An 18,818-nucleotide genomic window follows, 5' to 3' on the forward strand; every position below is an offset into this window, starting at 1 on the left:
CAGGCGGGACACCACCCGACTGCAGTGGTCAGCTCGAGACGAACTTCTCGAAGAACACCCGGTGCTCGCCGACCTCGCGCTCGGCGAGCCACTGCTTCGAGGCCTCGATCATCGGCGGTGGTCCGCAAAGGTAGGCGTCGAAGGACTGGGCCAGGAAATCGAGATCGAAGAGATCGCAGACCACGCCCGTCTTGCCCTGCCAGGCCTCGGAGGGGTTCATCACTACCGTCTCGTAGGCGAAATCGGGCAGCACTTCGGTGAAGCGATCCAGGCGATCGAGCTCGCTGAGGTCGGCTTCCTGGGTCACGCCGTAGCACAGCCGGATCGGTTGATCGGTCTCGCCCGATTCCTCGAACCGCTCCAGCATGCCGAGGAAGGCCGAGAGCCCGGTGCCACCGGCGACCATCAGCAGGGGGCGCTCCACCTCGCGCAGGTAGAAGGCGCCCAGCGGGGCCTCCAGGGAGATCGCATCGCCCGGCTTGGCGCGCTCGCGCAGGTAGTCGCTCATCACCCCGCTGGGCAGCAGGCGAATCAGGAAGCGCAGCTGGCCGTCCTTCGCCGACGAGGTGGCGAAGGAGTAGGCCCGCCATTGGTCGGAACCCGGCACCTCGAGGCGCGCATACTGCCCGGGCAGGTACTGCAGCGCCTTGGCGGGATCGTCGAGGGTGACCTCGAGGATGGCGGCGGCATCGGATACCTGCTCCACGGCGCTCACGGTGGCATCAAAGACCTCGGTGGCCACGCTGCACACGCTGGAGTCCACGTCGAAGTAGAAAGAGGCGTTGGGGGAGCGAAGGCGGGTCTGACAGGCCAGCACGTGGCCTTCGGCGACCTCTTCCTCGCTCAGCGCTTCCTCGTCGATGTACTCGACGTCGACCTCACCGGCCTCGCGCAGGCAACGACAGGTCCCGCAGACGCCCTCCCGGCAGTCCACCGGCAGGTTGACCCCGTGACGCTGGGCGGCGTCCATCAGCAGCTCGTTATCGTCGACCTTGACGAAGCGTGTGGTGCCGTCCCGAAAGACGATGGCGGCTGTGTTATGCATGACTCGCCCTCCAGCGAAACTCAGACGTGGTAGAAATCCAGCACGGAATCGATCTTGTCGTTGAGCAGCACGGTGTGCTTGCGCAGGACCTTCCAGCCGTCGCCCTCGCCCCGCAGGGTGTAGTCGGCGGTGCCGAAGAAATGGCCGCTCTCGCCGAAGCGGTAGAAGTGGGTCACCCAGTTGACCCGCACCTGGACGATGCCGTCGCCCTGCTCGGTGCAGCGCACGTTGTCGATCAGGTGCAGGGTGCGCGGCAGCGGCGTGGAGGCCGCGGACTTGCCGGTGCGCAGGCGGAAGACGCGGTCCTCGATGCCGGTGCGGTCGGCGTAGTACATCAGCGACATCTCGCGCTTGGGATCGCGGGTGAGCTCGTACTCGTTCTTCCACTGCGGGATATGGAACTCACACTCCGGCGCGAACTGCTCGATATAGCCGTCCCAGTCACGGTCATCGCAGAGCTCGGCCAGGCGGTACATGAACTGCTCGATGGATTGCTGAAGAGTCATGGCTTACACCTCCTGGAGCTTGAGTGCTTTCTTTTCGAGGCCCTCGAGCAGCAGCCGCTGCCAGGTGCCGTGCTGGTTGACGTAGAGCCCCTCGTGGGTGAACTCGGTGCCGGTGATCACCGGTTGGATGCCGAGCACCTGGCTGTTGTGGGTCTCGCCGTACTGCCACTGCTCATGGCCTCGCGAGATATCACTCCAGCGGGAGGCGCGGGCCTGGAAGCCGCGCTGCTGCTCGCGGAACTCCACCAGGTCGTCGGGGGTGCCCATGCCGGAGACGTTGAAGAAGTCCTCGAACTGGCGGATACGGTTCTCGCGGTCGGCGTCGGACTCGCCCTTCACGCCCAGGCACAGGCTGATGACCTCGGTCTTGTTCCAGGCCACCGGGCGCACGATGCGCAGCTGCGAGCTGATCTGGTCCATGAAAAACAGGCTCGGGTAGATGTTCAGGTTGCGCAGCCGGTGCATGGTCCACTCGGCACGCTCCTGGGGATGCTGCTCGAGCAGCCGCGGCATCACGGTGGCGTAACCGGGCCGCACCTGCGGGTTGGGCATGTCGCTGAACAGCAGGCTGTGGCCGTTAGTGAAGGAGAACCAGCCGTCGTCGGTATCCTTGTCGCCGGCACCGAGCTTGCTGTAGTCGAGGGTGTCGCCGCTGTCGCCGTGCTTCTGAGCCTCGAGCTCGCGGCGATGCTTCACCGTGGACACGTAGTTGTAGTGCACGGTGCTGACGTGATAGCCGTCCAGGCCGTTCTCGTTCTGCAGCTTCCAGTTGCCGTTGAAGGTGTAGGTGGACTTGCCCGGCAGCACCTCCAGCTCACCGTCCTCGGCCTGCTCGACCATCATGTCGAAGAACAGCCGGGTGTCGCCGAGGAAGTCCTCCAGGCTGTCGGTGCCCTCGGCGTCGAGGCTGATGAAGACGAAGCCCTTGTAGCTCTCGATGCGAGCCTGCTTGAGGCCGCGGCTCGACTTGTCGAAGTCCGCCGGGTACTCGCTCGGCGCCTTGACCTTGACCAGACGACCATCCGACTTGTAGCACCAGGCGTGGAAGGGGCAGGTATAGGTGGACTGGTTGCCGCACTCGGTGCGCACCAGGGTCGCGCCACGGTGCTGGCAGGTGTTGGCCAGCGCCCGCAGCTCACCCTTGCCGTCGCGCGCGATGATCATCGGCTGGCGACCGGCCTGCATGGTGATGAAGTCGTTGTTGTTGGGGATCTGACTCTCGTGGCAAGCGAAGATCCACTGTTTCTCGAAGATCAGTTCCATCTCGAGATCGAACAGGGCCTCGTCGGTAAACATCTCCCGAGCCATCTGGTAGACCCCGTCATCGGGGCGGAAATCGAGACAGTTCTCGACGAATTGCTGCCACTCGGGGATAGAGCGTTGTGCTGTCATCGGTCATCACCGTCTTGTTGCTTGTCGTGGTGTGATCCAACTTAAGTAGGCTCCTCCCCGGCCACTATTCGCTTCTTCGGCCAACGCTATGCACTTTTTCGGCGCCGCCCTGTCCTCCGCCTGCCAGGCCGGCCCGAGGCGGCTAGACTTTGGTCGCAACATCGGCGAAAAGCCGCTCGCGCCAAGCCCCAGGCGGATCGAGATATGGCATAAAGGTGCTATACTCCAACAACAAAGTTCGCATTACGCACTTAATACCGACAGGCGAACATTTCAGCCTCCAATGCTGGGCCCGACACAAGCAACGAGAAGCCGTGACCAGCGGCCAGGCCCGGGAGGCGAGGAGACCGTATGACACTGATGCCCCAAGCATCTTCCCGGCAACGGATCGCCACCCTGATCCACGAGCCCGACGATGCCTGTCGCTGGATGCGCGGCATCAACGGCCCACATGAGCTCGAGGTCCCGAAGCCACGGGAGCTGGCCTTCCGACACGAAGGCACGGCGCTCGGCAACGTGGCTCTCGGCATCATCGAGTATTCGACCCGAGTCAACATCCGGGTCGACGACCTGGCCCACAGCTACAGCATCAGCCTGCCGCTGTCCGGCGAGCAGCACATCGAATACGCGCGGCAGGAATTCTCCTCGGACACTCGGGTGGGGGCGATCATCTCCCCGAATCAGCCGCTGCACCTGGACATCGGCGACGACTGTCGCAAGCAGCTGGTGCGTCTTTCTCGCGAGGCCGTGCATCACCGCCTCGGCCAGCTGCTAGGCCGCAAGGTGACAGCACCGGTGGTCTTCGACCCACGGATGCCGCTCGAAGGCCACCTCGGCGACTGGTGGAAGACCGTCGCCCACCTGCAGGATCTGCTCGGCGCGGAGGGCTCGCTGTGCGACCTGCCGGAAGTCTGGGGCAACTTCGAGAGCAGCTTGATCACCAGCCTGCTCTACGCCCAGCCTCACAACTACTCGGGAGAGCTGCTCGGCCGCCAGCAGGAGCGTCCGGGGTACCTCAACCAGCTCGACGCCATGATGCGTGAATCCCTCGACCAGCCGCTCACGCTCGAAGATCTCGAGAGGGCCTCCGGAGTGTCCCGGGAACGCCTCTACCAGGACTTCCATTCCCACTTCGGTACCACTCCCATCGCCCACTTCCGCAACCTGCGCTTCGATTGGGTGAAGCGTCGCCTCGAACATGCCGGCCTGCGCGAAAGCGTTTCCAGCATCGCCATGGACTGCGGCTTCCTGCAGCTCGGCCGCTTCTCCAAGGACTACCAGAAGCGCTTCGGCGAACGGCCCTCACAGGCCATCGGTCGCTTCACCAGCCAGGGCGTGGCGATCCAGCACTGATGTGAGCCACCCGGCACCCGCCACAGGCGCCTCGGCTGGCACTTTCATGCCCTCCAACGAGAAAGGGCACAAGCCATCAACGACGGCCCGTGCCCTTGTCATTCTCACCTGCTACTCGGCGTTAGAGCGGCCAGGCCGCCTTGATCCACCAGGCGTCGCCCTCCGGGCGGTTCTCGACGAAGAACTCCCGCTCGTACTTCAGCGCCACGAAGGCGCCCTGGCCGGCGTCTAGCTTGATGGACGGGCCGATGGAGAAAGCCTGCCCCTCGTTGCCGATATCCACGCCGTTGAGCCGATCACCGGTGATCTGCTTGTACGCATAACCGCCAACTCCCACCACCCAGTTCGGATGGATGCCGTAACCGAGGGCATAGTCGGCATGCAGCTCCTGGCCGGAACGGTAGTCGGTATCCTCGTTCTCGAAGTTGTAGTCGTACATCAGTTTGATGTCCCAGTTGAGGCCAGCCGGATCGATCCGAGAGGCGGCATAGACGCCCTGCACCGTCCAGTAGTTGCGGCCGATGTTGGCCAGTTCTCCGGCCTCATAGTCACCAGTGGGGGCGATCAGGTCGACGCCGAAGGCACTGTGCAGCGTGGGACTGTGGTGATAGGCCAGTGCCGCGGTCAGGTCGACATCGCCAAGGCCACGATTGCTGTCGTGCACGCCGTTGACCGAAACCTCCAGGTCCACCAGCGGCAGCAGCGCGGCGAAGGCCAGCTGACCGCCGAGGAGGCGCTGCTCGGTCACCCACAGCAGCCGCGGCGCCAGCACGTCGGCACGCAGGCGGAAATCCATCGGCAGGCTGTCGCCGTCGTCGTCCCGGAAGTCATCGGCGGCATAGTGGTTGGCATAGAACAGCGAGTAGAATCCCGGCGGCGGCAGGGCTCCCATCAGGTAGTTCTCGGCTCCCATGGGGTAGCTCGAGCCGCCCCCCTCGGTTGCCTGGGCGGCCGTTGCCAGCGACAGCACCAGCCCGGCGATACCGAGCGCAACGCCTTTCTGAACATGTGTCATGAAAGTCATCCATACGTTGTTGTTCTGATTCGTTGTCATGAGGCGGGCTCCGACGAGGAGGAGCCCGTTAATGCTCAAGCGCTAAGGCGCTGGAAACCGCCCTGGTAGAACAGCAAGGGCTCGCCCTCCTCGGTCGAGAAGGCCTGGACCCGGCCGACGATGAGCAAGTGATCCCCGGCGATGCGGGTGAATTCCACGCGACATTCGAGCCGGGCCAGCGCACCGTCCAACAGCGGCACGCCGTCGGTGTTGTCGTGCTGGGCCACCCCCTCGAACTTGTCCTCCGACGGGCGGGCGAACTGCATGGCCAGGGCATCCTGGTGCTGGCCGAGAATGTTGACCGCGAAGGAACGTCCTTCGGCGAAGGCCGGCAGACTGGGTGACTTGAGCGCCAGGCTCCAGAGGATCAGCGGCGGGTCCAACGACAGCGAGGAGAAGGAGTTGGCGGTGATGCCCACCGGGGCGCCTTCCTCGGTCCGGGCGGTGACGATCGTCACGCCGGTGGCAAAGCGGCCCAGGGTGTCGCGCAGGGCGCGGCCATCGATGGCCAACGCTGCCTCGGCGCGAGGCGAAGCCGTCAGGGTCGTCATGTCAGGCCCCCTTCTTCATGTGGTCGTTGACGAAGTGATCGCAGGCTTGGGCATCCAGCCACCAAGGGAGGAAATCGGGCGGGTTGTTGAAACCGTTGGCAAGCACCGCGGCCAGGGACGGGGATTCCTGCGCCGCCCCGAGCAGGTTGACGATGTGCTCCTCGGGCGGCAGCAGCAGGCTATTGGTCCAGCTCACCACGTCCCTGGCGTAGTCCCAGTAGGCCTCGAAGGTGGCGCTCATCCAGTCGGCATCGAAGGCCTGCTCCCCTCGCGCCAAGATGGCGTCCAGATAGATGCGGCTGCACTTGGCACCGTTGTTGGAGCCCTGGCCGGTGATGGGGTCATTGACCACCAACGTATCGGCGATACCCATGACCCGACGCCCGGAAGGCAGGGTCGCGACCGGCTTACGCACGGTCGGCGGGAAGCGGCCGGCCAGGATGCCCTGGTCGTCGGTGAGCTGGACGTCCTTGCATCGCTCGGCCTCCCAGGGGGCGAAGGTTCGCAGCAGCTCGAGACTCCTGGCCAGATGCTGCTCGGGCGTCGAGACATCCTGCCAGCAGTCCAGCGGACCGCCGGGAATCCCCTCGAAGACCATGATCTCGCAGGGGCCATTCAGGGTCAGGGCCGGAAAGGCGAAGTACTCGCCGACGCCGGGGATCAGGTTGAAGGCCACCCGGGAGAAGGGTTCCCGGGGCGCCATGCCCTGCACATAGGTCAACGCCAGGGCCCGCTGGGGCTTGTCGAAGCGAGAGCGCTCGGCGTCGCGTTCGAACAGCCGCACGATGTCGCCCTTGCCGGCGGCCACCAGCACCAGGTCGTGGGAGGCCGCCAGCTCCTCCAGGTCGTCGATCCCGGCGTCCCGGATCACCAGCTCGCCGCCGAGGCGAACGAACTCGTCCATCCATACCGGCATCTTGAGGCGCTGGTCGACCGATTGCGCCGGGCGATCCAGTCGCGCGGCCCAATCGATCACCTTAGCCCCTTTGCGTTCGGGATCCGGCACGGTCATGCCGATGCCCTCGACCGGCGGGCAATCTTGCTCCCAGAAGTTCAGGCCCAGGTCGCGCTCGGTCTGCAGCGCCCGGTCGAACATGCACTGGCTGGACATCACCCGCCCGTGACGAATCTGTTCGCCGGTGCGGTTGGACAGCAGGGTCACCTGGTAGCCGTGCTTGAGCAGGCCAATCCCGGTCTGCAGGCCGGACTGGCCGGCCCCTACGATGGCAATGCGTCGGGTCATGATCATCTCCACTTTCGATTGTTGTTGTGCCAGCCGGAGGCTGGGTTGGTCGGACTCAGCCGGCCAGTCGGGGAATCGCCGGCACGCGCTGTTCGGGCCCCAGGGCCGAGTAGCCGCCGTCGACGGCATAGTCGGCGCCGGTAACGAAGCTGGCGCGATCGGAGCACAGGAAGAGCACCACCTGGGCGACCTCTGCCGGGTCGCCGGCGCGGCCGAGCATGTGGAAGTCGCTCGCCACCTCATCGGTGCGTTCGCGGTCGCCGCCGCTGACCTCCTCGATCAGCCGTGACCAGGTCCAGCCCGGCGACACCGCGTTGACGCGGATGCCCTCCTCGGCGAAATCGAGCGCCATGCTGCGCGTCACCTGGCGGATAGCGGCCTTGCTGGCCGGATACAGCCAGCGACCGGTCTGAGCGGCCTGGGCCGAGATGCTGCTGAAATTGACGATGACGCCACTGCCGCGCCGGCGCATCGCCGGCAGCACGGCCTTGGACGCCATCACGGCGCTGACGAGGTTGATGTCGAGCGCCTGGAGCCAATCGGCGCGCGAGGAGGCAACGCCCTCGTCCAGGTAGCTGCAGGCCAGATTGATGAGTGCGTCGATGCCGCCGAAGCGCGCCTCGACCTCTTCAACGGCTTGCTGCAGCCTGACATCGTCGGTGATGTCGGTGGCGAGGAAGCAGGCCGCGGGCCCCAGGCGATCTGCCAGGGCGGCCCCCGCCTCGGCATCGATGTCCAGGATGGCAACGCCGGCTCCGGCGGCGACGAAGGACTCGGCCACCGCCTGCCCGATCAGGGTGGCGCCGCCGGTGATGATCACGGTGCGTGCGTGAAAGTCTTCCATCTCGATCCCCCCGTTCAGCGCTCGGCGCTCTCGGCCCACTTGGCCATGAGCTCGTTGGACGGCAGCGTCTCGTCCAGCAGCTTGGCGGCGGTGGCATGCCCGGCTACCGGCAGTCCTGCGGGATCGATCACCCCGATCTGCACCAGCACCGAGGCCTGATCCCAGTAGATGTGCTCGTGGTAGAGCTTGTCGCCGCGGAACTTGACGATGGCCACCAGCGGGATCTCCACGTACTTGCCGGTGGGGGCGATGCCCGGCAACAGCCAGTCAACCTCCCGATCATGGGTGAAGCAGAACAGCAGTTCGTCGACGATCTGGGTCTCGCCGATGGTCCGCGAGATGGGGATCAACCGGGTATCGGCCGGATTGCTGTCGACGAAGTGATGCCTGTAGAAGCGATACAGATCCCGGTAGCCGACGCCGCCGGTCAGGGTCGGGATGTGGTTGACGTAAGGCTCGGCGACCATGGTGGCCATGGTGTCGTCGACGTTGCGGGTGGAAAACTCGTACTCGCAGTGCTTGTCCCACAGCGCGGAGAGGTCATAGCGGGGCCCCACCGCCTTGCGGAAGGCGGCCACTGAGCGCTGGTGCGCCATCAGCGCCGACGGCTTGTGGTAGTGCTCGGAGCCCGGACGGGCGAAGGCGTGATCCACGCCGGGGTAGAGATACAGCTCGACGTGGTCGCGACCCTCCAGGGAGGCCTGGATGTCCTGACGCGCCGCCGCCGGACAGTACTCGTCGTTCTCGGCGAAGTGCAGCACCAGCCGGCCCCGGATGTTCTCCGCCTCGTCGAGGTGATGCTCGATACCCATGCCGTAGTAGCCCACGGCCACGTCGACGTCGCAGCGGCAGGCGGTGAGATAGGCCATCCGCGCACCGAGGCAGAAGCCCAGCGCCCCCACCTGACCGCTACACTCGGGACGCGAACGCAGGGCCGCGATGGCGGCGGCGATATCCTCTATGCCACGATCTTGATCGAAGCCCTGATAGAAGCCAAAGGCGCGTTGCCAATCCTCCGGGGTATAGTCGAGTTCGACGCCGACTTCCTGGCGCCAGAACAGGTCCGGGGCCAGCACCACATAGCCTTCCTCGGCGTAGTAGTCGGCGATCTCGCGGATGGTGGCATTGATGCCGAAGATCTCCTGCAGCAGCACGATGCCAGGCCCGCTGCCGGAGGCCGGAATGGCCAGATACCCGCCGAAACTCCCGCTGCCATCCGCCGCCTGGATCTCGATGGACATGCTCATGATGGTGCCTCCTCGTTGTTGTTGAACGTCACGGGATCCACCTTAGGCAGGGCCTGTCCCACCACACGAGCCGGCCAGTGCATCGACTATCCGTTCTGTGCAGAAAGTGCACAGGCCATCCCCGGCTCGAGACATCGCGGACGTATACTGAGCCCCCCCCTGAGAGACCGCTCGGCATGACCAAGCGGCTGACAACAACAACAAGGGAGAACCCCATGACACCGGAAGACCGTTCACCCGCCTGGTTGAGATCGGCCCTGTTGGAGGACGAGCGTCGACTGGTCTTCAGCTCCGAGGCGCTGGATGAGATCCAGGAAAGCGTGGCCAGCGTCTTCAAGCCGCACCGGCTGGATACGCCGCGCGGCGATGCTCCCCGGAAGGCCCGCTTGCACTCCGTGGGCCTCGGCAGGGTCTCTTTCAATCGCCTGGCCTATGGCCGCGAAGTTCGCATCGACCCCGAACGTCTGGAGCGCTTCTATCTGATCCAGATGCCCGTCTGCGGGCAGGCCGAGATTCTCAGCGATCAGCAGTCCATCGGCTCCCATGAGCGTCTGGCCTCGGTGCTCAACCCGACGGCGCGGCTGGAGATGCACTGGAGCGGCGACTGCGACCAGCTGATGCTGCGCATCGAGCGCGAGGCCCTGGAGTTGGCCTGCAGCCGCCATCTCGGTCATCCCTTGCGCGAACCACTGTGCTTCGCCCCAGCGCTGCGCTGGCGAGACGACCCTAACTGGTTCCACCTCATCGCCTATCTGGTCCGACTGCTCAAGGAATCCCCCGGCGCCCCCGCCCAGCCGCTGATCGCCTCGCAGCTCGAGCAGCTCGTGATCAGCACCCTGCTGACGATCCAGCCCCACAACTACTCCGAGGCCCTGCAGCAGGGCGAGAGACGCCTGGCTCCGCGTCACGTCAAGCGGGTCGAGGAGTACATCGAGGCGCATGCCGAAGAGCCATTGACGCCGGCCCATCTGGCCGAGGTCGCCGGCGTCAGCCTGCGGACGCTCTATGCCGGGTTTCGCGACTTCCGGCAACAGAGCCCGATGGAATACCTCCGCCAAGTCCGTCTGCAACGGATCAGGACGGCACTGCAGGCGCACGGCAACAGTGCCTCGATCACCGAGACCGCCATGCGCTGGGGCTTCACCCATATGGGCCGCTTCAGCCAGCGCTACCGCCAGGTCTTCGGCGAAATGCCGAGCGAGACTCGACGCCGAGCCAACGACTGAGAGGCATCACCGTTGGCGGCTTGACGTCCGATTCCGGCGAGTCTTGTCCACATGACGCGATACACTGGCGAGGAAGAGTCGGAATCGAGGAGCGCCGCCATGCTGGACCCCGCCCAGTGCCGCCAGGCCCGTCTGGCCCGGGACGCCCGCTTCGACGGCCGTTTCGTGGTCGCCGTGACTACCACCGGCATCTACTGCCGGCCGATCTGCCCGGCCACGCCGCCCCGGGAAACCAACGTGCGCTACTTTGACAGTGCCCTGGCCGCCGCCGAGGCGGGCTTTCGCCCCTGCCTGCGCTGCCGGCCGGACAGCGCGCCGGACTCCCCCGCCTGGCGCGGCACCCGCGCTACCCTGGAGCGCGCCCTGCGGCTGATCGACGACGGCGCCCTGCGCGACGGCCCGCTCGGCGCCCTGTGCGAACGGCTAGGCGTAGGCGAACGCCACCTGCGCCGGCTGTTCCACGAGCAGCTCGGCGTCTCGCCCAAGGCCTATGCCCAGCACCGCCAGTGCCTGTTCGCCAAGCAGCTGCTCCACCAGACGACGCTACCGATCACCGATATCGCCTACGCCAGCGGCTTTCGCAGCCTGCGACGCTTCAACGATGCCTTCCTGAATCGCATCGGCCTGGCCCCGCGGGAACTACGCCGCCGTGCCGGCACGCCCAGCCAGGCCGGCGAGCCCTTGACGCTATGGTTGGCCTACCGCCCGCCCTACGCCTGGCCGGCGCTGCGCGACTTCCACGCCGGCCGCGCCATTCCCGGCCTGGAGTGGGTCGGCGAGGAGCACTACGGCCGCCACATTCGCTGGGACGCGGCCGACGGTAGAACGGCGACGGGCCAGTTCACCGCCGAGCACGTACCGGAACGCCAGGCCTTCCGGGTCCGCCTCGAGCTCGACGACCTGCAGGTGCTGTCGCCGGTGGTGCGGCGAATCCGCCGAGTGCTCGACCTGGACGCCGACACCGCCACCATCGAGGCCCACCTGGCCGACGCCTTCCCCACGCTCGAGCTCGTCGAGGGGCTGCGCCTGCCCGGCATCTGGTCGCCCTTCGAGGCCGGGGCACGTGCCATCCTCGGCCAGCAGGTTTCCACCGACGCCGCCCGCGGCCTGGTCACCCGACTGGTGGAGGCCCTGGGCGAGCCGGCCGGAAACGGCTATCACTTCCCGACGCCCGCGGCGGTCGCCGGCAGCGCGCTCGACTGCCTGCGCATGCCCGGTGCTCGCAAGGCGACCCTGAAGCGCTTCTCGAGCTGGTACGCTGACGGCGAGGCCGATGACGAGCCGACGGCGTGGACGACGCTCAAGGGCATCGGGCCCTGGACGGCCAGCTACGCGGCCCTGCGTGGCACCAGCCATCCCGATGTGTGGCTTGCCGGCGACGCCGGCGTACGCCGGGCCCTGCCCTGCCTTCACGGCGCCGCCCCGGCCACCGCCGCGCCCTGGCGCAGCTACCTGACCCTGCAGCTCTGGTCTCAGCCACTCCCCACGCATGACGCAAGGAGCCAAGCCAATGAGCACTGACAACGCCCTGGACTACTTCCGCCCGCCGGAGAGCGAAGCCCTCGGCCTGGTTCGCCTCGAAGCCTCTGGCTCGGGGCTGACCCGGATCGCCTTCGTCATGGAGGAGGACGCGCCGGCCCGGCCCAACGCCCACACCGAGCAGGCCCGCGCCCAGCTCGCCGAGTACTTCGCCGGCACCCGCCAAGCCTTCGACCTGCCGCTGGCCCCCGAGGGCACCGACTTCCAGCGCCGGGTGTGGCAGGCGCTGGCGACGATCCCCTTCGGCGAGACCCGCTGCTACGCCGAGATCGCCGAGCAGCTCGGCTGCAAGGGCGGGCAGCGCGCGGTGGGCGCGGCCAACGGCAAGAACCCGCTGGCCGTCGTGGTGCCCTGCCACCGGGTGATCGGCAGCGACGGCCGGCTGACCGGCTACGCCGCCGGCATCGGCCGCAAGCAGTGGCTGCTGGCCCATGAGGCCGGCGAGGTGCCCTTCGCGTTGGGGTGAGTCACCTCCTCAACAGCAACGCCCTGACGTGAGTCGGGAGGCACGGGGTCCCCCGCCGGCATGGTATGCCATGGGAGTAGGCTAGCTGGCTTGGTCTGAGTATTGAGCACCAGGGCTATTCGAATAGCCCTGGTGCAACCGATCCACCATCTATTGTTGATGAGAAGGCTTGGCCCCAAATTCTGAAGGAAGCGCATGACGTATGATCAGGGGCCGCGAAATGACGCAGCACGCCAAGATTACCCAGAATACCGGTGTTGCCATCTATTTCTATGACCCGCATAGCCCATGGTAGAGAGACGCCAACGAAAATATCAATGGACTCATACGGCACTCCTTGCCCAAGGGAACAGACCTACCGGTCCATAGCCTGAAGGAACTGGATGAGATCGCGCTTGGGCTGAATATGCGGCCGCGAAAGCGCTTCGACTTCAAGTGTTCCATCGAAATGATGAGCGAGCTGATGGCGCAGTACCATGAGGCTCCGTCATCAACGCATTGAGGTGTTGCATTCAGAAACGGCAGCAGCCGTGTGAAGATTACCGCTCTAGGATGACGCCGAAATGGCTTGTCCAAGGCGCTGTAAACCGACTTCGATTTGGTCAACGGTTGGAAGCGTATAGCTTAGCCTTAGCGTATTTACCCCACCACCGTCAGCATGAAAGGCTCCACCAGGCACAAATGCAACCCCATAATCCCTGCCGGCCGTTGCTAGCAGTTCTCTGGTGTCGATTTCGCTGGGTAACGTGACCCAAACGAACATACCGCCGTCCGGACGCGTCCATCGACTACCTGCTGGCAAGGCGTCACCAAGGAGCGAAAGCATGGCATCGCGTTTCTGCCGGTAGATACTGCAAGCACGTTCGACTTGTTCGTCATAGGTCATTCTCGCCAGATGCAACATGACACGCTGGTTTATGGCAGGCGAATTCAGGTCACTGCTCTGTTTGATCAGTGTCAGCCGGCTAATGATCTCACGCGACGCACACACCCAGCCGACCCGAAGGCCTGGCGTAAAGACCTTGGAGAATGAGCCACAATAGACGACGCGGGATGCATCGATACTGCCGGAATCCTCGACGTCCAGTGCTTGCATTGGCAATTCAGAAATTCCGTCGAAGCGAAGCATCTCGTAAGGACTGTCTTCGATCACCGGCATGTCACGTTCGGCCGCTAGCGCGAGGATTTCGCGACGTTCTGTCTCGCCAAGGGTCTCGCCAGTAGGGTTCGCAAAGTCTGGAACGACATAGGCGAAGGCATCGCTCCCTTCTCCCGCATTCATGCCCCCCCCTCGAGGGAAACGTTACCGTTGTCGGAAATACACAACGTCGCATACTCGGGTTGGCTCGGCGTAAAAGCCTGTAGCGCGCCAAGATATGTAGGCGCTGTGACGGCTACCCGATCCCCCGGCGAAATGAATAGCTTGCCTAGAAACTCGAGCGCCTGTTGCGACCCGTTGGTGATCAGGATATGTTCCGAGTTACAGGGTATGCCCTTGCGCTGCATATGATTAGCGATCCATGATCGCAGCTCGGCGTCACCTTCGCTGACTGAATATTGCAGGGCTTTGCATGCCTCGCTACTATCGTTCAGGATAGCATTATAGATGGCCTGGATCCGTTCTGTAGGGAAGAGCGCTGGATCGGGAATACCGCCGGCAAAGGAGATCATGCCCGGCTGATCAATAAGCTTCAGCAGTTCTCGTATTTCGGATGCCTGAACCCCGCGCATACGTTCTGCATAACGAGGCTTCCAAGATGCTCCTGTGGTTTCCGAGCTCGAACTTTTTCCCGTATTTTCCATACTTAGCGTCTCGTAAGATCCTATAATGCGTTTACTTCGCCGTCAAAAAGTATCATTTCAAAGCCCGGTGCCGGATGCTATCCGCACGTATACCAGTGCCTCGCGTATATTGGGGGACCGCCATGTTGTGCGTGACTATATTATCTCATGCATGCAACTCTATCCATTTTTTGTCAAGCCGTTTCAGCGCTAGAACAGTGCGGTAATTCCCATACCACCCCCGATGCAAACAGCAGCGATGCCCAGCCTCCCGTCGATCCTTTCCAATTCCCACAGCGAGACGTCGACAATGCGGGTACCCGACATCACGTAGGGATGTCCAAGCACAAGTGCGCTCCCAGGTTAACCCGCTCGCGGCGGAGGCCGAGCTGATCAAGCGTCGCAAACCCGATAGACGCGAAGGGTTCGTTGATTTCGAACAAGTCGATATCGTCGAGGCCCAGCCCAGTGCGCTTCAGCAGCTTACAGACAGACGCGGCTCGACGCCGCCACCCTCGGTGAGACGGCACCGAGCGCCGCCTTCGGCGCCCTGCTGGCAGGCCTCGCCTCGGGGCTATTGAATCCCAAGAACGCGCTCTTCTACGCCAGCCTGTTCGCGGTGCTCCACGCCCAGGCCACTCCCGCCGGCATCCAGGGGCTGTACGCGGCCTGGATGGTCGCGGCGGTGCTCGGCTGGGACCTGCTGATCGGCCACATGGCGGGCCATCCGCAGCTGATCCGACGCTTCGGCCACGGCCTGCGACACATCGAGCGGCTGGCCGGCGTCCTGCTCATCCTGCTGGCGCTCGGCATCGTCGCGGCCAGGCTAGGGCCCACGCTGCTGGCACCGTCGTGAAGGCGACGTCGTCGTGAAAGAGACGTAGACCTCAGGGCCTGGGCGCTTCCAGCCAGTCGCGCCGCTCGATGACCAGTTCACCGAGGAAGTCGGCCAATGCCCGGACCCGTGGCGCCCGCGACAGGTCGGTCTGGATCACCAGGTAAATGTCCTGCTCGACGCCGATGTCCGCCTCTAGGCAGGTAAGGTCGGTGCCCCGCGCCACCAGATGCGGCAGCACCGCCAGCCCTAGCCCCGCCTCGGCCGCGACGACCTGAGCATGAAGCGATGTGGTGGTCAGCGCAGCCTCACGGCCGTCGAGCGCTGCGACCACCCAGCGGGCGGCGGGCAGGTGGGCCTGGCGCTCGCCCCAGGCGATGAAGGCATCTCTGCCATCATCCCCCATGGCCCTATCGGACTGGCGACGCGCCAGATAGCCGGGGCTGGCATAGAGCCCGTAGCCCAACGTCCCCAGGCGCCGGAACGACAGATTGCCCCGCTCGGGCTTGACCATGCGGATGGCCAGGTCGGCGTCCCGGCGCTGCAGGTTGGCGGTCGGGATATCCGTGACGAGATCGATGGCGAGCCCCGGGTAGCGCTCCCGGAACCTCGGCAAGGCCGGCAGGATCAGGCGGGTCGCCAGGTTCTCAGCGGTGGCCAGCCTGATTCGCCCGGTCATCTCCTGGCCGTCGTCTACGCCCGAGGCGAAGGCATGGGCGGCGGCTTCCAGCGCCTCGGCCCTGGGAACCAACCCCTTCCCCTCGGCGGTGAGCCGGTAGCCCGACTGCTGGCGGACGAACAGCGGAACCCCCATGGCCGCTTCCAGGCGTTCGATGCGTCGTGCCAGGGTGGCGATGCCGACCCCGAGCCTCGCCGCCGCGCCGCTCAAGGTGCCGAGGCGTGCCACGGCGATGAAGGCGCCGGCATCGTTCCAGTCGACCCGGCGCGACGCCGGCTTTTCATTCCTGGAAACCCCCTTTCCGGAGTCGTGCATATTGCTGGTTCCTGGTGTGTGTAACGCTGATTGCCGTCATTTTCCTCAACGCGACAGGAGACGCCAGCATGCAACGACGCACCCTCGGAAAGGACCTGACGGTATCGGCCATGGGCCTTGGCTGCATGGGCATGAGCGAATTCTACGGTCCGCGCCATGATGACGAATCCCGGCGCGTGTTGGCCAGGGCGATAGAGCTCGGCGTGGACTTCCTCGACACCGCCGACATGTACGGCTCTCACCACAACGAGACCCTGATCGGCGACTTCCTGTCGCGCCAGCGGACCGAGGTGAAGATCGCCACCAAGTTCGGCATCGTTCGCAAGCCCGGCGAGTACCGGCGCAGCCTGGACAACAGCGCAGGCTATGCCCGCGAGGCCTGCGAGGGCTCGCTACGCCGGCTCGGCGTCGAGCGGATCGACCTCTACTACGTGCATCGCATCGACCCCGAACGACCGATCGAGGAGACCATCGACGGCCTGGCGCGGCTCGTCGAGGAAGGCAAGGTCGCCCGCATCGGCCTGTGCGAGGTCAGCGCCGAGACCCTGCGCAGGGCCCACGCCGTGCACCCGATCAGCGCCGTGCAGACCGAATACTCGCTGTGGACCCGCGACGTGGAAGCCGCGGTGCTGCCGACCTGCCGCGAGCTCGGCATCGGCTTCGTACCCTACTCGCCGCTGGGGCGCGGCTTCCTGACCGGTCGCTATCGGAACGAATCCGACTTCGAGGAGGGCGATTTCCGCCCCGGCCTGCCCCGCTTCGCGCCCGAGGCGATGGACGCCAACCGGCGGATCGCCGAGGCCATCGCCGTGCTCGCCGCCGAGAAGGGCTGCACGCCGGCCCAGCTGTCGCTGGCCTGGTTGCTCGCCCAGGGAGACGACATCGTGCCGATTCCAGGCACCAAGCGACTGCGCTATCTCGAGGAGAACGTCGCTGCAGCGGATCTCAGGCTGACGCCGGACGAATGCCATCGGCTCGAAGCCGCCACCGCGCGACTCCCGGTGACCGGCGAACGTTACACCGCCGAAGGCATGAAGGGGGTCAACGCATGAACGCGGCCAAGGCGGCCTTTCGGGATCACGAGCCTGGTCGATGACAATGGTGCCGACCGTAGAGTGCATGAAGTAGTGAGCGTGGCGGGTGGCAACATGCCCGTCAACGCCGCTCACGAACAGCGACATGCCAGGGTTCCTGATCGAAGCAGCGCTTGCATCTCACCAATATGTCTGTAACTCTCGACATATGGACACAAAGCAAATGCTCGAGGCCTTTACGGCCCTCTCCCAGGCGACCCGCCTTGAGACCTTCCGGGTACTGGTGCGCCACGAGCCGGAAGGCCTGCCGGCCGGCGAGATCGCCCGGCTGATGGGCGTGCCGCACAACACCATGTCGACCCATCTGGGCGTGCTATCCCGGGCGGGGCTGGTGGTCTCGCGCCGCCAGAGCCGATCGATCATCTACCGCGCCAGCCTCGATCACATGCGCGAGACGCTCAGTTTCCTGGTGCGCGACTGCTGTGCCGGCCGCCCCGAGCTCTGCGAGCCGCTCCTCGAGGAGCTGCGCCCCTGCTGCCCCCCGTCGGAGGATCCCCCAGCATGATCAGCGTGATCTATCACAACCCGGCGTGCGGGACCTCCCGCAATACCCTGGCCATGCTCCGCGCTTCCGGCGAGGAGCCTCACGTCATCGAATACCTCAAGACGCCGCCCACCCTGGAAAAGCTGCGGGAACTGCTGACAGCGATGGCGATACCGCCGCGGGAGCTGCTGCGCCGCAAGGGCACGCCCTACGACGACCTGGGGCTGGGCGACCCGGCACTGACCGACGAGCAGTTGATCGATGCCATGCTGGCCCATCCCATTTTGATCAATCGGCCCATCGTGGTGACGGAGCACGGCACCCGCCTGTGCCGCCCCTCGGAAACGGTGCTGGGCCTGCTGCCGAATCCCGTCACCGAGTTCACCAAGGAAGACGGTGAGTTCATCCGTTTCGAGGAAACCGCATCATGACGCTCGACACGCTCCCCAACATCGACCCCGAGCTCTTGCGCCCCATCGACGTCGACGCCCTGGCGGGCCCGCATGAGCCACGCCATGCCCCGCGCCTGCTGGTGCTTTACGGCTCGCTGCGCGACCGCTCCTATTCGCGCCTGCTCGCCGAGGAAGCCGGACGCCTGCTGCGCTGGTACGGCTGCGAGGTGCGCACCTTTGATCCTTCCGGACTGCCGCTGCCTGACGACGCCGAGGCTGATCACCCCAAGGTGCGGGAACTGCGCGATCTGGCCGAGTGGAGCGAAGGCATGCTGTGGGTCAGCCCCGAACGCCACGGCGCCATGACCGGCATCATGAAGGCCCAGATCGACTGGATCCCCCTGGCGCTGGGCGGCGTTAGGCCGACCCAGGGCAAGACCCTGGCGGTGATGGAGGTCTCCGGCGGCAGCCAGAGCTTCAATGCCGTCAACCAGCTTCGCATCCTCGGCCGCTGGATGCGCATGCTGACCATCCCCAACCAGTCATCGGTGCCCAAGGCCTTCAACGAGTTCGACGAGGCCGGGCGCATGCGCCTGTCGCCGCTCTACCTGCGGGTGGTCGACGTCTGCGAGGAGCTGGTGAAGTTCACCTGGCTGACCCGGGGGCGAGCCGCCTACCTGACCGACCGCTATTCGGAGCGGGTCGAAAGCGCCGAGGCGGTGTCCCGCCGCGTCAACCAGGCGACGCACTGAGTCCACACCCCGGAAAGGA

At 65.3% G+C, this 18,818-nt stretch carries 20 protein-coding genes and 2 pseudogenes; 10 read left to right on the forward strand and 12 right to left on the reverse strand.

What is annotated here, in order from left to right:
* Positions 1 to 28: 28 nt before the first annotated feature.
* Genes antC through antA form a run of 3 tightly spaced genes read right to left on the reverse strand, consistent with a single transcriptional unit; the run spans position 29 to position 2,943 of the window.
* Positions 29 to 1,045 (reverse strand): anthranilate 1,2-dioxygenase electron transfer component AntC, encoded by a 1,017-nt coding sequence (gene antC / locus FHR96_RS00710; protein ID WP_183385725.1) that lies wholly within the window; start codon positions 1,043 to 1,045, stop codon positions 29 to 31.
* A 20-nt stretch (positions 1,046 to 1,065) separates the two neighbouring features.
* Positions 1,066 to 1,551 (reverse strand): anthranilate 1,2-dioxygenase small subunit, encoded by a 486-nt coding sequence (gene antB / locus FHR96_RS00715; RefSeq protein ID WP_183385726.1) that lies wholly within the window; start codon positions 1,549 to 1,551, stop codon positions 1,066 to 1,068.
* 3 nt (positions 1,552 to 1,554) lie between these two features.
* Positions 1,555 to 2,943, reverse strand: a complete 1,389-nt coding sequence (gene antA, locus FHR96_RS00720; protein ID WP_183385727.1) for an anthranilate 1,2-dioxygenase large subunit — start codon at positions 2,941 to 2,943, stop codon at positions 1,555 to 1,557.
* A gap of 351 nt (positions 2,944 to 3,294) precedes the next feature.
* Here antA and FHR96_RS00725 point away from each other — a divergent pair, with 351 nt between their 5' ends.
* Entirely contained in the window at positions 3,295 to 4,296 is a 1,002-nt protein-coding gene (locus FHR96_RS00725) for an AraC family transcriptional regulator (protein ID WP_183385728.1), read from the forward strand.
* Positions 4,297 to 4,417: 121 nt separating this feature from the next.
* Here FHR96_RS00725 and FHR96_RS00730 read toward each other — a convergent pair whose 3' ends face one another.
* From FHR96_RS00730 to FHR96_RS00750, 5 genes are all read right to left on the reverse strand, one after another.
* A complete protein-coding gene (locus FHR96_RS00730; protein WP_183385729.1) occupies positions 4,418 to 5,311 on the reverse strand; it encodes a SphA family protein in 894 nt (297 codons plus the stop codon).
* A gap of 74 nt (positions 5,312 to 5,385) precedes the next feature.
* Positions 5,386 to 5,901 (reverse strand): flavin reductase family protein, encoded by a 516-nt coding sequence (locus FHR96_RS00735; protein ID WP_183385730.1) that lies wholly within the window; start codon positions 5,899 to 5,901, stop codon positions 5,386 to 5,388.
* A gap of 1 nt (position 5,902) precedes the next feature.
* Positions 5,903 to 7,144, reverse strand: a complete 1,242-nt coding sequence (locus FHR96_RS00740; protein WP_183385731.1) for a styrene monooxygenase/indole monooxygenase family protein — start codon at positions 7,142 to 7,144, stop codon at positions 5,903 to 5,905.
* A 55-nt stretch (positions 7,145 to 7,199) separates the two neighbouring features.
* Positions 7,200 to 7,988, reverse strand: a complete 789-nt coding sequence (locus tag FHR96_RS00745) for an SDR family oxidoreductase (RefSeq protein WP_183385732.1) — start codon at positions 7,986 to 7,988, stop codon at positions 7,200 to 7,202.
* A gap of 14 nt (positions 7,989 to 8,002) precedes the next feature.
* Complete coding sequence (locus tag FHR96_RS00750) at positions 8,003 to 9,235, reverse strand: dienelactone hydrolase family protein (protein ID WP_183385733.1); 1,233 nt, start codon at positions 9,233 to 9,235, stop codon at positions 8,003 to 8,005.
* A 215-nt stretch (positions 9,236 to 9,450) separates the two neighbouring features.
* Here FHR96_RS00750 and FHR96_RS00755 point away from each other — a divergent pair, with 215 nt between their 5' ends.
* The 4 genes and pseudogenes from FHR96_RS00755 to FHR96_RS00770 all read left to right on the forward strand — a co-directional run.
* Complete coding sequence (locus tag FHR96_RS00755) at positions 9,451 to 10,461, forward strand: AraC family transcriptional regulator (protein WP_183385734.1); 1,011 nt, start codon at positions 9,451 to 9,453, stop codon at positions 10,459 to 10,461.
* A 99-nt stretch (positions 10,462 to 10,560) separates the two neighbouring features.
* Complete coding sequence (locus FHR96_RS00760; RefSeq protein WP_183385735.1) at positions 10,561 to 11,982, forward strand: DNA-3-methyladenine glycosylase 2 family protein; 1,422 nt, start codon at positions 10,561 to 10,563, stop codon at positions 11,980 to 11,982.
* Positions 11,972 to 12,466 (forward strand): methylated-DNA--[protein]-cysteine S-methyltransferase, encoded by a 495-nt coding sequence (locus FHR96_RS00765; RefSeq protein ID WP_183385736.1) that lies wholly within the window; start codon positions 11,972 to 11,974, stop codon positions 12,464 to 12,466. Before FHR96_RS00760 ends, FHR96_RS00765 begins: the two co-directional genes overlap by 11 nt.
* A gap of 186 nt (positions 12,467 to 12,652) precedes the next feature.
* A pseudogene (locus tag FHR96_RS00770) lies at positions 12,653 to 12,968 on the forward strand (IS30 family transposase); the annotation flags it as partial.
* A gap of 45 nt (positions 12,969 to 13,013) precedes the next feature.
* Here FHR96_RS00770 and FHR96_RS22315 read toward each other — a convergent pair.
* The 3 genes and pseudogenes from FHR96_RS22315 to FHR96_RS22720 form a co-directional block, all read right to left on the reverse strand.
* Complete coding sequence (locus tag FHR96_RS22315; protein ID WP_221195644.1) at positions 13,014 to 13,748, reverse strand: aminotransferase-like domain-containing protein; 735 nt, start codon at positions 13,746 to 13,748, stop codon at positions 13,014 to 13,016.
* The gene (locus FHR96_RS22320) at positions 13,745 to 14,269 is read right to left on the reverse strand and encodes an aminotransferase-like domain-containing protein (protein WP_221195645.1); all 525 of its coding nucleotides are present in this window, start codon (positions 14,267 to 14,269) and stop codon (positions 13,745 to 13,747) included. Before FHR96_RS22320 ends, FHR96_RS22315 begins: the two co-directional genes overlap by 4 nt.
* Positions 14,270 to 14,458: 189 nt before the next feature.
* Positions 14,459 to 14,778, reverse strand: a pseudogene (locus FHR96_RS22720) (hypothetical protein).
* Positions 14,779 to 14,801: 23 nt separating this feature from the next.
* Here FHR96_RS22720 and FHR96_RS00790 point away from each other — a divergent pair.
* Positions 14,802 to 15,104 carry a LysE family transporter gene (locus FHR96_RS00790; RefSeq protein ID WP_281378354.1) on the forward strand — a complete coding sequence of 101 codons (303 nt, stop codon included), beginning with the start codon at positions 14,802 to 14,804 and terminating at the stop codon, positions 15,102 to 15,104.
* A gap of 31 nt (positions 15,105 to 15,135) precedes the next feature.
* Here FHR96_RS00790 and FHR96_RS00795 read toward each other — a convergent pair whose 3' ends face one another.
* A complete protein-coding gene (locus FHR96_RS00795; RefSeq protein WP_183385740.1) occupies positions 15,136 to 16,077 on the reverse strand; it encodes a LysR family transcriptional regulator in 942 nt (313 codons plus the stop codon).
* Between the two features lie 68 nt (positions 16,078 to 16,145).
* Here FHR96_RS00795 and FHR96_RS00800 point away from each other — a divergent pair, with 68 nt between their 5' ends.
* The 4 genes from FHR96_RS00800 (at position 16,146) to arsH (ending at position 18,799) form a co-directional block, all read left to right on the forward strand.
* Positions 16,146 to 17,129, forward strand: coding sequence for an aldo/keto reductase (locus tag FHR96_RS00800; RefSeq protein WP_183385741.1), 984 nt, complete (start codon positions 16,146 to 16,148; stop codon positions 17,127 to 17,129).
* 205 nt (positions 17,130 to 17,334) lie between these two features.
* On the forward strand, positions 17,335 to 17,676 hold the full coding sequence (locus FHR96_RS00805; protein ID WP_246392695.1) for an ArsR/SmtB family transcription factor: 342 nt from the start codon (positions 17,335 to 17,337) through the stop codon (positions 17,674 to 17,676).
* On the forward strand, positions 17,673 to 18,086 hold the full coding sequence (arsC, locus tag FHR96_RS00810; RefSeq protein WP_183385743.1) for an arsenate reductase (glutaredoxin): 414 nt from the start codon (positions 17,673 to 17,675) through the stop codon (positions 18,084 to 18,086). Before FHR96_RS00805 ends, arsC begins: the two co-directional genes overlap by 4 nt.
* A complete protein-coding gene (gene arsH, locus FHR96_RS00815; RefSeq protein ID WP_183385744.1) occupies positions 18,083 to 18,799 on the forward strand; it encodes an arsenical resistance protein ArsH in 717 nt (238 codons plus the stop codon). Before arsC ends, arsH begins: the two co-directional genes overlap by 4 nt.
* The last annotated feature ends 19 nt before the right edge of the window (positions 18,800 to 18,818 follow it).

This window comes from Halomonas organivorans, assembly GCF_014192055.1.
Lineage (GTDB): Bacteria > Pseudomonadota > Gammaproteobacteria > Pseudomonadales > Halomonadaceae > Halomonas > Halomonas organivorans.